This window comes from Aliivibrio sifiae, assembly GCF_002954705.1.
Lineage (GTDB): Bacteria > Pseudomonadota > Gammaproteobacteria > Enterobacterales > Vibrionaceae > Aliivibrio > Aliivibrio sifiae_A.
Map to the genome: position 1 here is coordinate 12,106 of NZ_MSCO01000003.1, position 13,990 is coordinate 26,095.

Sequence of the window (13,990 nt, forward strand, 5' to 3'; positions counted from 1 at the left end):
TATGGTTAACTACAAACCGATCTTATTTGTTATAGGGCTTGTGCTGTCTAAGCTAGCCCTATTCATGTATATCCCAACCCTTGTTGCCTTATTTACTGGTACAGGTGGTTTTATCGAATTTGCACAAGCGGTTGCTATTACACACATAGTGGCATTTGCTTGTTTAACTTTGGGCCGCAGTAAGCAGTTTAAAATGAACGTACGGGATATGTTTCTTATCACTACACTCGTATGGACAATAGCTAGCGCCTTTGCAGCTCTGCCTTTTGTATTTATTAACCATATTAGCTTTACTGACGCTTACTTTGAAACCATGTCAGGGATAACCACGACAGGCTCAACCGTACTAAGTGGTCTTGATGATATGGCTCCAAGCATTTTGTTATGGCGTTCGACATTACAATGGCTTGGTGGTGTCGGCTTTATCGTAATGGCTGTAGCGATTCTACCTATGCTTAATGTTGGCGGTATGCGATTGTTCCAAACAGAATCCTCTGATTGGTCAGAAAAAAGCGCACCAAGAACCAAATATGTAGCCAAATACATAGTCAGTGTCTATTTAAGCTTAACGCTCTTATGTTTTTTAAGTTACTTGGTTACAGGGATGACACCGTTTGAGGCAATAAACCACGCTTTTACCACGTTATCCACGGGTGGTTACTCTACATCAGACAGCTCTATGAATCGATTTTCCAATAGTACTCATTGGGTTGCTTCTTTCTTTATGTTTGCTGGTGGTTTGCCTTTCTTACTGTTTATTCAGGTGCTTAAAAAGCGGGATCCTAAGGTTCTATTTAAAGATGCTCAAGTCGTTGGTTACCTTAAGTTGGTCTTAATCACCAGCTTATTAATTGCAGCTTGGCTCGTTGTTCATAATGATTATGAAATCATGGATGCCTTACGTGTTTCTGTATTCAATATCATATCTGTTGTTACAACCACAGGATTTGGTTTGGATGATTTCACTGCTTGGGGTGCCTTTCCTGCCATCATTTTTGCCTTCGTAATGTTGACGGGGGCATGCTCTGGCTCAACAGCGGGCGGAATTAAAGTTTTCCGCTTTCAAATTGCCTCAACCATGCTCAATAAACAAATGATGAAATTAATACACCCGTCAGGAATATTTGTTCAACGCTATAATGGACGTCCTGTAACTGATGATATCGCCCGCTCAGTGGTTGCCTTAGTATTTACTTTTATTCTTACCATCATCGTTATCTCAGCCCTATTAGGTAGTTTAGGTCTTGATCCTGTTACAAGTATAACCAGTGCAGTCACAGCAGTGGCTAACGTAGGTCCGGGAATGGGAAATATTGTTGGTCCAACAGGAAACTTTGCCACATTGCCTGATACGGCAAAGTGGATATTAAGTATTGGTATGTTAATGGGACGCTTAGAAATACTGACGGTATTAGTTCTTTTCTTCCCCGCGTTTTGGAAGGGTTAATACCTATTACCGTAATATAAAAAATGACCTAGTGTTTACGCACTAGGCCATTTTTTATAATCAGAAAATTGTATTTAAACTGGTTTTACGTAGTAATAGATTGATAGAAATTGGGTAATACAACCACCTAATACAAACAAATGCCAAATTGCATGGTTATATGGGATCTTCTTCGCGACATAAAAAATAACCCCTAAAGAATAAATCACACCACCAAGGCCTAATAAAATAACGCCATTAATATCGATATGAATGACTAACTGATAAACCGCAATAACGGATAACCAACCCATAACAAGATAAGTGATTAGTGACAATTTTTTAAACCGATACACAAAAACAATCTTGCCTATAATTCCAATCAAAGCAATAGCCCAAATAACAGCCATCAACCAATAGGCTAGAGGGGTACGCAAACTCACTAATAGATAGGGAGTGTAACTACCCGCGATAAGCAAAAATATGGCACAGTGATCAAGGGTTTTTAATAAACGCTTTGCTTTAGGTGCTGCAATAGAATGGTATAGCGTTGAAGCCAAAAACAGTAAAATAATACTAATACCATAAACAGACATACTTACCATTGTAAGCCAATCTGCATCAACAGCATATGCCTTAACAAGCAATAATATTAATGCAACAACACCAAAAATAAGTCCTAAACCATGAGTTAGGCTATTGGCTAATTCTTCTTTTTTTGAATAAGGGGTAAGAGTAGACATTAATTATCCCATAGAGTGATTACTCGATAAGATAAGTATGCCACATTTAAGCGTACAGTTGTAAGCTTAAATGTGGCGATTTTTCACCAAAATAATGAATTATGTTGTTTTATTTAAGAAATCAATAACTTGTTGGCCAGCATCTTCTGGGGATAATTTTGTTGAGAGCACTAATTTACGCTTTAAATCCCCACTAATTAACACTGAAGATAATAGGTTCAATACTCCTCCTTGGTGTCTTCTATCAACCTCAAACCACAACTCTAATTCGTCATTATTTCTATAAGCGATTAACTCAAGTTCACGCCAGCGACCATGATATGGGCCATCAAAAGGAACAAATTCAAACTCTTGTACAAAAGGTAAATCAAACCCTTCAACATGCTCGCACTCAACCTGACGAATGCGCAGCCCTTCAGTTTCTAACGCTGTTAGCACCCCATCAAGTAATGCTTCTGGACGAACGGTAATCGGATCTTTATCTGTTGGATCCAAGCCTAAAGAAATATCTAGTCCTGTTTGTACCCACACTTTAGATTCACCAATAGTCACCGGAGTATTGAGTGGTAAATCTAATTCTATTTCAAAATTTCGTGCTTGTTTGGGCTCTATCATAAACGCATAAGGTAAGCTCCAATCGGCCAACACATGAGTTTGTTTGATAATTTGTGTATGTGAGCTGTTATCACGATTACGTTTAACTTCTTTTTTATATTGGCAGCATAACTTCAAATCAATATTATCAATTTGCTGAGCCGTTGCCCCACCAGTCACTTCTATTGTCACCGACACCTTTTGTCCAGGGATCAATACTTCATGATGAATGATCGTGTCAACATTCGCAGAACCAATGCCTAATGACGCCAACGTTTTCTTAAAAAAAGACATTCTTATCTCCTAACTCATCCATGTTTTTATACAGTTATTATTACCTAGATCGTAAAAATACGTTGAGATGCACCTCGACTAATTAACAGTTTATGATACCCTTAATGGGTGTTTTTTAAACACATAATCCTGACTATTTATATGGATTGCGAAAGCTAGAAAAGAGTTCCACCTTGGTGTAACTCATAAATAGTTAGGTCATTAATTTGGCCAAGGAAGTGCCTGGCTATAGAGATCGACAATGCGTCCTATGACTGTCAGGTTCTCACGCTCTGCTTCAACGCACAGCGTGGATCGTCGTCGCAGCCACTTTGTAAAAGTTGCGGTAACGAAAAAGAACGTCCCTGAAATGACTTTAGTAGTTTCAGAAAAACCAGAAACTCTAAAAGAAGTTTCATTTGCGGCATAATTAAAAAGCGTAGCCTATTGGTTACGCTTTTTTTTTCTAAGAACAACCATTACATCCCGCTTAACATCTTTTATAACTTAGATATACTAACCCTAATAATTATAGGGAGAATGCTCAATGAAATGCCACCGCGTTAATGAATTAATCGAATTAATCCACCCTGAGTGGAAAAAAGAACCAGAACTAAATCTTATGCAGTTTATTATGAAACTAGTTGAGGAAACTAAGTACGAAGGCAAGTTAGAAGACCTAACCGATGACGTTCTTATTTATCATCTAAAAATGCGTAACAGCGAAAAAACAGAAATGCTCCCTGGTCTTGCAAAAGACCAAGAAGATGATTTTAAAACCGCTATTTTAAGAGCTCGTGGACTACTATAAGTAACCAACAGCACTAACTTCTACTCTATACCCAAGTAATTTCTGAAACGTTTCAATAACTCTTACTTGGGTATATCAATAAAAATGATCGTTTTCTCCTCAAATAAAACACACTTTTTTAACTAAATTTGAACCTTCTTACGAACTCCACTTATTCATCAGGCTATAATTCAGCCGCAATGTCTTAATATCTCAAACAAATAAGTAGTTATGCTCAATAAACTACCTTGGGATACCCACAAAAATAATAGGAAGAATAATGAGTCAGGATAAGATCGACATCAAAGATGTGACTCCAAAACAATTTAATCCCAAAACACATAAGTCTAGCAGTGATCGCTTTAACCCTAATTCCGGTATTTATGTGCGTCAAAGTAAAGGGGCATTTCAAAAACTACGCCGTTATGGTGGCTGGTTTTTACTTGCTCTCTTTATTTTAACACCTTGGATTTCATTTGGTGATCGCCAAGCCATTTTATTAGATATAGGTAGCCAACAATTTAATTTTTTTGGCACTACGTTATTCCCTCAAGATCTCACATTACTTGCTTTATTGTTTGTTATAGCCGCTTTCGGTCTCTTTTTTATTACCACCTTTTTAGGCCGAGTATGGTGTGGTTATCTTTGTCCTCAAACCGTTTGGACCTTTATGTATATCTGGTTTGAGGAAAAGCTAGAAGGTCCAGCCAACAAGCGACGTAAGCAAGACCAAATGCCAATGACCTCAAATTTATTGGTAAGAAAAACCATCAAACACATAGCATGGGTAGCGATAGCTATCGCAACAGGCTTAACCTTCGTTGGCTATTTCGTTCCAGTCAAAGAGCTTGTGATCGATTTCTTCACCTTCAATAGTGATTTTTTACCAGCATTCTGGGTACTCTTTTTTGCCGCCTGTACTTACGGTAACGCAGGATGGATGCGCTCTATTGTTTGTTTACATATGTGTCCCTATGCTCGCTTTCAATCTGCAATGTTTGATAAAGATACTTATATTGTTGGCTATGATCCCAAGCGAGGCGAAGCTCGAGGACCAAGATCCCGCAAGAAAGATAATAAAGAACTAGAGCTAGGCGACTGTATTGATTGTAATTTATGCGTTCAAGTTTGCCCTACAGGTATTGATATTCGAGACGGCCTACAATATGAATGCATTAATTGCGGAGCTTGTATTGATGCATGTAATGAAACTATGCATAAAATGGGTTACGAAAAAGATCTTATTAGCTATACAACCGAACACAAACTTGCAGGACATAAAACTCATATTATGCGTCCAAAACTGATTGGTTACGGGCTGGTGATGACTTTAATGATGGGTTTATTCTTTGCTCAAATTGCAACAGTAGATCCTATGGGACTTGATGTATTACGAGATAGAAACCAACTATCTCGGATTAACAATGCTGGATTAGTTGAAAATACCTACACACTAAAAATCATCAACAAAACGCAACAAAAACAAGATTACCACCTGTCTGTTGTTGGTTTAGAAGGAGTGACTTGGTATGGTTCTAATAGTGTAAATGTCGATCCCGGTGAAGTGTTTAGTTTACCGATCAGCTTAGGTATCAGTGCTGATAACTTAACAACACCAATTACTACCATTGTTTTTGAAATTAAAAATAATGAACAACAAGTAATAAAAGCAGAAAGCCGTTTCTTTAAACCGCTATAATTACTCTATTATTGACTCAAAGGGCTCATAATGAGCCCTTTTTATTTGAGAATAACTATGTCTGAACATGCCTTTAATTTCAGTACCCTCACCCCTGATATATTATGGAACGCCCTTGCTGATATCGGTATTCGAGCTGAATCAGGTTTTTTAGCTTTAAACAGCTACGAGAATCGTGTTTATCAATTCACAGATGAAGAAAGACGTCGTTATGTCGTTAAATTCTATCGACCTCAGCGTTGGTCTGAAGCTCAAATATTAGAAGAGCATCTTTTTGCTCAGCAACTTGTTCAACAAGATATTCCCATTGCCGCCCCCGTAGAAATAAATGGTAAAACGCTTCACTTTGCTAACGGTTATTGGTTTGCTCTATTTAATAGTTTAGGTGGTCGCACATTTGAAGTGGATAACTTTGATCAACTTGAATGGGTGGGTAGATTTTTAGGCCGAATTCATAAAGTTGGAGAATCCGAGCTATTTACTCACCGCCCAACATTCGGACTAGACGAATATCTATATCAACCTCGTAAATTATTAGAGAATAGCTCTTTCATCCCATCACATTTAGAAAATAGCTTCTTTTCTGATCTTGATATGTTAATTGGCCGAATAGAAGAACATTGGCAACCAAGTAAAGCAATCCGTTTACATGGCGACTGTCATCCTAGTAATATTTTATGGCGAGATGGTCCACTATTTGTTGATTTAGATGACGCAAGAAACGGTCCTGCAGCCCAAGATATTTGGATGCTTTTAAATGGAGAGCGACACGATAAATTAGTTCAGTTAGATATTCTCGTTGAAGCTTATTCTGAATATTGCGATTTTGACCACAACCAACTGAAACTAATTGAGCCTTTACGTGGTCTACGAATGGTACACTACATGGCATGGCTAGCAAAACGCTGGCAAGATCCTGCTTTTCCTATTGCATTTCCATGGTTTGCCGACGCAAAATACTGGGAAAGCCAAGTTCTAGGCTTTAAAGAACAAATTGCAGCCTTAAATGACGCACCTTTAGAGCTAATGCCACAATGGTGATATCGTTTAAATAAGCTGCTATGTCTGTAAATGACATAGCAAGCTAACATAATAAAACAAACACAAATGGATTGGAGAAAGTTACACATGATGAAGAAAATGATGGCACTGTTTGGTGCTTTAGCGCTAAGTTTTTCAGTTAACGCAGCAAACTTTACAGAAGGGGATTACTATAAAGTTTTAGACCTTCCTGAATCAAAAACACCAACAGTAAACGAGTTCTTTTCTTTCTACTGCCCGCATTGTAATAGCTTTGAACCACTGATTCAGGGGTTGAAAAAAACACTGCCAGATAATGCGACTTTTAAGAAAACACACGTTTCATTCATGGGTGGGAAAATGGGCCTATCGATGAGTAAAGCTTATGCAACAATGGTATCTCTTGGTGTTGAAGATAAAATGATTCCTGTTTTTTTCAACCGTATTCATGCCATGAACAAGCCACCACGTAATGAAAAAGAAATTCGTCAAATCTTCTTAGATGAAGGCGTGAACGCTGATGAATTTGATGGTACTTACAATAGTTTTGCAATTAATTCTATGGTTAACCGCTTCGATAAAGCTTTCCAAGACAGCGGCCTAACGGGTGTTCCTGCTCTTATCGTTAACAATAAATATCTTGTTGAAACTGGCAAAATTCAAAGTTCAGAAGAATACTATGAATTAGTTAACTGGTTACTTAAAAAGTAGTTAAACGGTATTACCCTGAAAAAACAGATACTAAAAAGGGAGCGAATTATCGCTCCCTTTTTATATATCTAAATTCATTTATTTAAAATACCTTGCAAGTACTCATCCTTCTCTTTCCATAAATCATTTATCCACTTATGGAAGCTGCGTTTAAACGCTTTATCACCAAAATAATCACCATTCACTTTCTCATCATTTTCGTGCAAATTAATACGAACAACCACTTTAGTCAGCTTGCCTTGCAACATATCAATAAAAGGAGAATCCTGATTATCAGGGTAAGCTAAAGTAACATCCACAATACCATCAAATAACTCCCCCATTGCAGAAAGAGTAAAGGCTATTCCACCTATCTTTGGCTTAAATAAATGCTGATAAGGCGTACGTGCTTCTTTTAATTTTTCTGGTGTTGCTCGTGTTCCTTCAACAAAGTTAACCACGGTTGTTGGTACTGAACGAAAGTTTTCACATGATTTTTGAATCGCTTTAAAATCATCTTCACGGCGTTCAGGATCACGACGCATAAAAGGCATATCAGCCCCCCAGCACGCTAGACCTACAAACGGGACATAAAGTAATTCATGCTTTAAAAAGAATTTGGTCATTGGTATTTTATCTTTCATCACCGATGACAATATAACAATATCAGCCCAGCTAACATGGTTAGAAAGAAGCAAATACCATTTATCTTGAGAAAGTTCATCACCACCATCAATAACCCATTCAATGGTGTTATTCACATTCAACATCCAAAGATTCAATGTAGCCCAACCCCATAAGGTTTTATTTGCCATTGATACTGTGGTTTTTTTTATAAAATAAAAAGGAAGTATGAGTTTGATAACAGCAAAAAAACTGATAATCAAAGAGGTTAACGCTGTATTAAGCATAACAAGCAAAACACTGATAACCAGTCGAATATTAGCAAACATAAGGTTCTTCATTTATTAACAGGGTGAAAATTGCTCATATCATAACAAGCCTCACTTTGTTTTTGTAATCATCTTTACGCCCATCTAGATAAAAAAGTACTACACAGCCTGAGCAGTAAGTTGCTTTAACAAACGGTCCATTGCTCTATATCCAACAGCTTCAGCAAGGTGAATCCGTTGAATTTGTTCTTCTCCTGCTAGATCTGCAATGGTTCTCGACACTTTAATTATTCGATGATAAGCACGAATAGAAAGACCAAGTTGATGAAGTGTATTTTCTAAAAATGCCGCATCTTCCTTTATTAATGGGCAATATTTCTCGACCTCTCTGCTGCCTAATAAAGCATTCACCTTATTACTGCGTTCAAGCATTCGGGCGCGAGCAACAAGGACTCTCGCCTTTACTTTTTGTGTCGACTCTCCTCTATCTCCTCCTTCTGTTAGTGTTCCTTTAGGTAATAGAGGTATCTCTAATGACATATCAAAACGGTCAAGCAAAGGGCCTGAAATTCGATTGAGGTAACGGAGTATTAATTGAGGATTAGTACGAGTTTGATTCCCTTCATAATATCCTGTAGGACTAGGATTTAATGCCCCAACCAATTGAAAACGAGCAGGGAATCGAGTCTTACTTGCTGCACGGGAAATGACAATCTCTCCAGACTCTAATGGCTCACGCAGTGAATCAAGCACCTTTCTTTCAAATTCCGGCATTTCGTCCAAAAATAAAATACCATTATGAGCTAGTGAAATTTCTCCCGGTCTAGGAATTGATCCGCCACCAACCAAAGCGGCCATAGAGCTAGAATGATGTGGAGAACGAAAGGGGCGAGAGCGCCAATTAGATTCCGTAATATTTTGATGAGTTAATGAAGCCACAGCCGCGGTTTCTAGCGCTTCATCATTAGTCATCTCCGGAAGTAAATCACTCATACGAGAGGCCAACATTGTTTTCCCTGTCCCCGGAGGGCCAAGGTATAAAAGATTATGTCCCCCCGCAGCAGCTATCTCTAATGCTCTTTTTCCCTGTTGCTGTCCGATAATATCTTGAAGATCACGATCAAGATATTGTATAGGCTCATCTATAGGAGAAGAGGTTAATAACCCAAGCTGTTGTTGACCACATAAAAACCCACACACAGATAATAGGTGAGGTGCTGATTTATGAATATCCTTGCCAACTAGCGCAGCTTGATCACCATTATCGTCAGGTACAATTAAACAACGATTGGATTTTAATGACGCTAACGCCGCAGGTAACACGCCTTTTACTCGACGTAACTCCCCAGAAAGAGCAAGCTCTCCCACAAATTCATGTCCTCGCAGTTTTGTCTCAGGGATCTGATCTGAAGCGGCAAGAATACCAAGCGCAATAGGGAGATCAAATCGCCCTCCTTCTTTGGGTAAATCTGCAGGAGCTAAGTTAACTGTAATTCGTTTTGATGGAAACTCGAAGTTCGCATTAATGATTGCACTTCTTACCCTGTCTTTTGCTTCTTTTACGGTCGTTTCTGGTAACCCAACTAAACTGAACCCTGGCATTCCATTACTAATATGAACCTCAACAGTGACCTCTGGCGCCTCTACACCTACGCATGCTCGACTGTGTATTATTGCTAATCCCATTTCCCTACCCAATTATTTATAAAGCGACTATTTCGAAAAATTTTATTGATTTGTTATATATAAGCGCTAAATGAACGAGAATTGTGAATAAAATGAGAGTTTTTTCTTGTCATGAGAGCCATGTCTGTGTTACCACTAAGTTAATGTAACGAATTATCAAAAAAAACACGTTTACGGATAGATTAAATGACCTTGTTTGCTCAACTTAATATTCTAATTATTAACATTCTCGTGGTGATTCTGGTCACCGCGCGGGGATAAGTGAGCAAAAAGTAGCAACAGCAACGCACACTTAAAACCCCCAAGCTAACAAGCAAGGGGGTTTTTTTATAGATTCAGGAAGAAATGGGAGCACATGATGTGCAAGAATAGAGAAACAATCACTCACGCAGGGAGCGACAGTGTATGAATGGCTCACAGTTAGTAGTTAAAGCCTTAAAAGACGAAGGGATCACCACCGTATTTGGTTATCCCGGAGGGGCAATAATGCCTATCTATGACGCTTTATATGATGGCGGTGTAGAACATATTCTATGTCGACACGAGCAAGGCGCTGCGATGGCGGCTATTGGTATGGCAAGAGCAAGTAAAGATGTTGCTGTTTGTCTTGCGACGTCAGGGCCAGGAGCCACAAACCTCATAACAGGTCTTGCTGATGCAATGCTTGACTCTATTCCCCTTGTCGCCATTACAGGCCAAGTTGCTAGTCACCTCATTGGTACTGATGCCTTCCAAGAAATGGATGTCATTGGTATGTCACTTTCTTGTACCAAACACAGCTACCTTGTTACTGATATCAACGAATTAGCCCCAGTTATTGCTGAAGCGTTTGAAGTTGCTAAATCTGGTCGCCCTGGACCCGTATTAATTGATATAGCTAAAGACGTACAAGTTGCAGAAGCTCCTGTAACAGCTCTTCCTCATTTTGAAGCACCAAGTATTCCTATTGTATCTCCTGAAAGCATTGAAGCAGCAGAAGTCATTTTAAAATCAAGCAAAAAGCCGGTTTTATATGTTGGTGGTGGCGTTCAATTGGCTCATGCTACCGATGCCGTTCGTGAATTTTTAAACAACAATCCTATGCCTTCAGTCAGCACACTAAAAGGATTAGGATCAATAGCTCGTCATGATCCTCATTACTTAGGTATGGTAGGTATGCATGGTACTAAGGCTGCAAACCTTATCGTACAAGAATCTGATTTATTAATCGTTGTTGGTGCTCGCTTTGATGACCGAGTAACAGGCAAACTTGAAGGTTTTGCCCCTCACGCCAAAGTGATTCACATCGATATAGATGCTGCAGAATTCAATAAACTTCGTCACGCTCATTCCACATTACGTGGCGACATTAATGTTGTTTTACCTCAGTTAAGTGCATCTCAAGACATTACCCCATGGTTAGAGCATGTTTCAGCTCTGCGTACTGAATTTAAATGGCGTTACGATCATCCCGGCGATCTAATCTACGCACCATTATTACTAAAGCAGCTATCGGACATGATGCCAGACAACTCTATTGTTGCTACCGATGTTGGCCAACATCAAATGTGGGCAGCTCAGCACATTCAACCGCGAGCTCCTGAGAATTACTTAACCTCCGCAGGTCTTGGCACTATGGGATTTGGCTTACCTGCAGCAATGGGAGCTAAAGTCGCTCGCCCTAATGATGAGTCCATTCTTATCACTGGTGATGGTTCATTTATGATGAACGTTCAAGAACTAGGCACATTAAAGCGTAAGCAAATTCCTGTAAAAATGGTGCTATTAAACAATCAGCGTCTAGGTATGGTTCGTCAATGGCAATCACTTTTCTTTGATGGCCGTCATAGTGAAACTATCCTTGATGATAATCCTGACTTTGTCGCATTAGCTGCTGCCTTTAATATCCCTGGAAAAACGATCACTCGTAAAGAAGAAGTAGAGCCTGCACTAAAAGAACTACTAGAAAGTAAAACAGCGTATATGCTGCATGTGCTTATCTCTGAAGAAGAAAATGTATGGCCACTTGTTCCGCCAGGTGCCGCAAACCAAGATATGGTGGAGGGTGAATAATGCAGCGTTATATTTTAGAAATTAAAGCGACAGATAAACCAGTGCTATTAGAACGCGTATTACGTGTTATTCGTCACCGTGGTTTTTCTATTAAACAGGTACTCGCAACCCAGAATCAATCTGATGGTGTTGCCGCTATCGAAATTATTGTAGAAAGTGATCGTCCAATTAGCCTTCTAACCAATCAAATAGAGAAGCTTTGGGATATTACCGCTGTAAACGTATCTACCTTACATCGCGCATAAAAATTTAAAGGATTAAAATAATGTCTACGACTCCTAAAAACAAATACCGTTCAGCCACCACAACCCATGGCCGTAACATGGCTGGTGCTCGTGCACTGTGGCGCGCTACAGGCGTAAAAGAAGAAGATTTTGGTAAGCCAATTATTGCAGTAGTAAACTCATTTACTCAATTTGTTCCGGGCCACGTTCATCTAAAAGACATGGGCCAGCTGGTTGCAGGAGAAATAGAAAAAGCAGGTGGTATTGCTAAAGAATTTAATACCATTGCTGTTGATGATGGTATTGCAATGGGTCACGGCGGTATGCTTTATTCACTACCGTCACGTGAACTGATCGCGGACTCTGTTGAATACATGGTCAATGCTCACTGTGCCGATGCTATGGTTTGTATTTCTAACTGTGACAAAATCACTCCTGGAATGATGATGGCAGCAATGCGCCTTAACATTCCGGTGATCTTTGTGTCTGGTGGCCCAATGGAAGCTGGTAAAACTAAGCTTTCAGATCAAATAATCAAGCTGGATCTTGTCGACGCAATGATCCAAGGCGCCGATCCAACTATTTCAGATGAACAAAGTGAGCAAGTAGAACGCTCTGCGTGTCCAACCTGTGGTTCATGCTCTGGTATGTTTACCGCTAACTCAATGAACTGCCTAACTGAAGCACTTGGCTTATCTCAACCGGGTAATGGTTCAATGTTGGCGACACACGCCGATCGCGAAGAGCTATTTATCAATGCCGGTAAGCGTATCGTTACTCTAACAAAACGTTATTACGAACAAGGTGATGATTCTGCTCTGCCACGTAATATCGCAAACAAAGCAGCATTTGAAAACGCAATGGCATTAGATATTGCAATGGGTGGTTCAAGTAATACGGTACTTCATCTTATTGCTTCAGCTCAAGAAGGTGACATTGATTTTGATATGGATGATATCGATGCCATGTCTCGTCGCGTACCTCACTTATGTAAAGTAGCGCCATCAACACCAAAATATCATATGGAAGATGTTCACCGTGCAGGTGGTGTTATGGCTATCCTTGGTGAGCTTGATCGTGCAAATCTACTTAATAGCGATACTAATACCGTGCTTGGTTTAACGATGAAAGAGCAATTGGCTCAATACGACATAATGCAAACTGAAGATGAAGCGGTACTTAAGTTCTTCCGTGCAGGTCCTGCGGGTATTCGAACAACCAAAGCCTTCTCACAAGATTGTCGTTGGGATCGTCTTGATGATGATCGCGAAAATGGTTGTATTCGAACCAAAGAGAATGCCTTTAGCCAAGAAGGTGGACTAGCGGTTCTTTCTGGTAACATCGCCGTTGATGGCTGTATTGTTAAAACTGCCGGTGTTGATGAAGATAACCTTAAATTCCAAGGTCCTGCCATTGTATTTGAAAGCCAAGATACCGCAGTAGAAGGAATTTTAGGAGGAAAAGTAAAGGCAGGTGATGTGGTTGTTATTCGCTACGAAGGTCCTAAAGGTGGCCCAGGCATGCAAGAAATGCTGTATCCAACCACTTACCTTAAATCAATGGGACTAGGCAAAGCTTGTGCATTACTTACTGATGGTCGATTCTCTGGTGGCACATCTGGTCTATCAATTGGTCACGCCTCACCAGAAGCAGCAAGTGGCGGTACTATTGGTTTAGTAAATACAGGCGACATCATTACGATTGATATTCCAAGTCGCTCAATTACTCTTGATGTATCTGACGTGGAATTGGCTGAACGTCGAGTGAAGCAAGACCAATTAGGCTGGAAACCCGTCAATCGTCAACGTGAAGTCTCTTTTGCATTAAAAGCCTATGCAATGATGGCAACTAGTGCAGACAAAGGTGCAGTACGTGATAAATCTAAGTTAGAGGGATAAGT

At 39.6% G+C, this 13,990-nt stretch carries 13 protein-coding genes; 9 read left to right on the forward strand and 4 right to left on the reverse strand.

What is annotated here, in order from left to right:
* Position 1 precedes the first annotated feature (1 nt).
* Positions 2 to 1,447, forward strand: a complete 1,446-nt coding sequence (locus BTO22_RS17450) for a TrkH family potassium uptake protein (protein WP_105056610.1) — start codon at positions 2 to 4, stop codon at positions 1,445 to 1,447.
* 74 nt (positions 1,448 to 1,521) lie between these two features.
* On the opposite strand, the gene trhA is transcribed toward BTO22_RS17450, so the two are convergent.
* Positions 1,522 to 2,169, reverse strand: a complete 648-nt coding sequence (trhA, locus tag BTO22_RS17455; protein WP_105056611.1) for a PAQR family membrane homeostasis protein TrhA — start codon at positions 2,167 to 2,169, stop codon at positions 1,522 to 1,524.
* Between the two features lie 99 nt (positions 2,170 to 2,268).
* Positions 2,269 to 3,057: a sporulation protein gene (locus BTO22_RS17460; protein ID WP_105056612.1), complete on the reverse strand. Its 789-nt coding sequence runs from the start codon at positions 3,055 to 3,057 to the stop codon at positions 2,269 to 2,271.
* Between the two features lie 241 nt (positions 3,058 to 3,298).
* Between BTO22_RS17460 and BTO22_RS17465 the strand changes: the two genes are divergently transcribed.
* The 5 genes from BTO22_RS17465 (at position 3,299) to BTO22_RS17485 (ending at position 7,256) form a co-directional block, all read left to right on the forward strand.
* The gene (locus BTO22_RS17465; protein WP_105056613.1) at positions 3,299 to 3,466 is read left to right on the forward strand and encodes a hypothetical protein; all 168 of its coding nucleotides are present in this window, start codon (positions 3,299 to 3,301) and stop codon (positions 3,464 to 3,466) included.
* 117 nt (positions 3,467 to 3,583) lie between these two features.
* Positions 3,584 to 3,847: a YihD family protein gene (locus BTO22_RS17470; protein ID WP_105056614.1), complete on the forward strand. Its 264-nt coding sequence runs from the start codon at positions 3,584 to 3,586 to the stop codon at positions 3,845 to 3,847.
* Between the two features lie 259 nt (positions 3,848 to 4,106).
* A complete protein-coding gene (gene ccoG / locus BTO22_RS17475; RefSeq protein ID WP_105056615.1) occupies positions 4,107 to 5,525 on the forward strand; it encodes a cytochrome c oxidase accessory protein CcoG in 1,419 nt (472 codons plus the stop codon).
* 57 nt (positions 5,526 to 5,582) lie between these two features.
* On the forward strand, positions 5,583 to 6,566 hold the full coding sequence (locus tag BTO22_RS17480; RefSeq protein ID WP_181044695.1) for a serine/threonine protein kinase: 984 nt from the start codon (positions 5,583 to 5,585) through the stop codon (positions 6,564 to 6,566).
* 90 nt (positions 6,567 to 6,656) lie between these two features.
* Positions 6,657 to 7,256: a thiol:disulfide interchange protein DsbA/DsbL gene (locus tag BTO22_RS17485; RefSeq protein WP_181044702.1), complete on the forward strand. Its 600-nt coding sequence runs from the start codon at positions 6,657 to 6,659 to the stop codon at positions 7,254 to 7,256.
* Positions 7,257 to 7,330: 74 nt separating this feature from the next.
* On the opposite strand, the gene BTO22_RS17490 is transcribed toward BTO22_RS17485, so the two are convergent.
* Positions 7,331 to 8,188, reverse strand: a complete 858-nt coding sequence (locus BTO22_RS17490) for an acyltransferase (RefSeq protein WP_181044696.1) — start codon at positions 8,186 to 8,188, stop codon at positions 7,331 to 7,333.
* Positions 8,189 to 8,287: 99 nt separating this feature from the next.
* Positions 8,288 to 9,814: a YifB family Mg chelatase-like AAA ATPase gene (locus tag BTO22_RS17495; RefSeq protein ID WP_105056618.1), complete on the reverse strand. Its 1,527-nt coding sequence runs from the start codon at positions 9,812 to 9,814 to the stop codon at positions 8,288 to 8,290.
* Positions 9,815 to 10,219: 405 nt separating this feature from the next.
* On the opposite strand from BTO22_RS17495, the gene ilvG reads away from it, so the two are divergent.
* From ilvG to ilvD, 3 genes are read left to right on the forward strand one after another with little or no spacing between them, the layout of a single operon-like run.
* Positions 10,220 to 11,866 (forward strand): acetolactate synthase 2 catalytic subunit, encoded by a 1,647-nt coding sequence (gene ilvG / locus BTO22_RS17505; RefSeq protein WP_061005069.1) that lies wholly within the window; start codon positions 10,220 to 10,222, stop codon positions 11,864 to 11,866.
* Positions 11,866 to 12,111 (forward strand): acetolactate synthase 2 small subunit, encoded by a 246-nt coding sequence (ilvM, locus tag BTO22_RS17510; RefSeq protein ID WP_060993484.1) that lies wholly within the window; start codon positions 11,866 to 11,868, stop codon positions 12,109 to 12,111. Before ilvG ends, ilvM begins: the two co-directional genes overlap by 1 nt.
* Positions 12,112 to 12,131: 20 nt before the next feature.
* The gene (gene ilvD / locus BTO22_RS17515; RefSeq protein WP_060993483.1) at positions 12,132 to 13,988 is read left to right on the forward strand and encodes a dihydroxy-acid dehydratase; all 1,857 of its coding nucleotides are present in this window, start codon (positions 12,132 to 12,134) and stop codon (positions 13,986 to 13,988) included.
* Positions 13,989 to 13,990 lie beyond the last annotated feature (2 nt).

What these genes read in the sequence shown, in the direction of transcription:
- BTO22_RS17450 (WP_105056610.1), top strand. Translation starts at nt 2, where the DNA reads ATGGTTAACTACAAACCGATCTTATTTGTTATAGGGCTTGTGCTGTCT.
- trhA (WP_105056611.1), bottom strand. Translation starts at nt 2,169, where the DNA reads ATGTCTACTCTTACCCCTTATTCAAAAAAAGAAGAATTAGCCAATAGC.
- BTO22_RS17460 (WP_105056612.1), bottom strand. Translation starts at nt 3,057, where the DNA reads ATGTCTTTTTTTAAGAAAACGTTGGCGTCATTAGGCATTGGTTCTGCG.
- BTO22_RS17465 (WP_105056613.1), top strand. Translation starts at nt 3,299, where the DNA reads ATGCGTCCTATGACTGTCAGGTTCTCACGCTCTGCTTCAACGCACAGC.
- BTO22_RS17470 (WP_105056614.1), top strand. Translation starts at nt 3,584, where the DNA reads ATGAAATGCCACCGCGTTAATGAATTAATCGAATTAATCCACCCTGAG.
- ccoG (WP_105056615.1), top strand. Translation starts at nt 4,107, where the DNA reads ATGAGTCAGGATAAGATCGACATCAAAGATGTGACTCCAAAACAATTT.
- BTO22_RS17480 (WP_181044695.1), top strand. Translation starts at nt 5,583, where the DNA reads ATGTCTGAACATGCCTTTAATTTCAGTACCCTCACCCCTGATATATTA.
- BTO22_RS17485 (WP_181044702.1), top strand. Translation starts at nt 6,657, where the DNA reads ATGAAGAAAATGATGGCACTGTTTGGTGCTTTAGCGCTAAGTTTTTCA.
- BTO22_RS17490 (WP_181044696.1), bottom strand. Translation starts at nt 8,188, where the DNA reads ATGTTTGCTAATATTCGACTGGTTATCAGTGTTTTGCTTGTTATGCTT.
- BTO22_RS17495 (WP_105056618.1), bottom strand. Translation starts at nt 9,814, where the DNA reads ATGGGATTAGCAATAATACACAGTCGAGCATGCGTAGGTGTAGAGGCG.
- ilvG (WP_061005069.1), top strand. Translation starts at nt 10,220, where the DNA reads ATGAATGGCTCACAGTTAGTAGTTAAAGCCTTAAAAGACGAAGGGATC.
- ilvM (WP_060993484.1), top strand. Translation starts at nt 11,866, where the DNA reads ATGCAGCGTTATATTTTAGAAATTAAAGCGACAGATAAACCAGTGCTA.
- ilvD (WP_060993483.1), top strand. Translation starts at nt 12,132, where the DNA reads ATGTCTACGACTCCTAAAAACAAATACCGTTCAGCCACCACAACCCAT.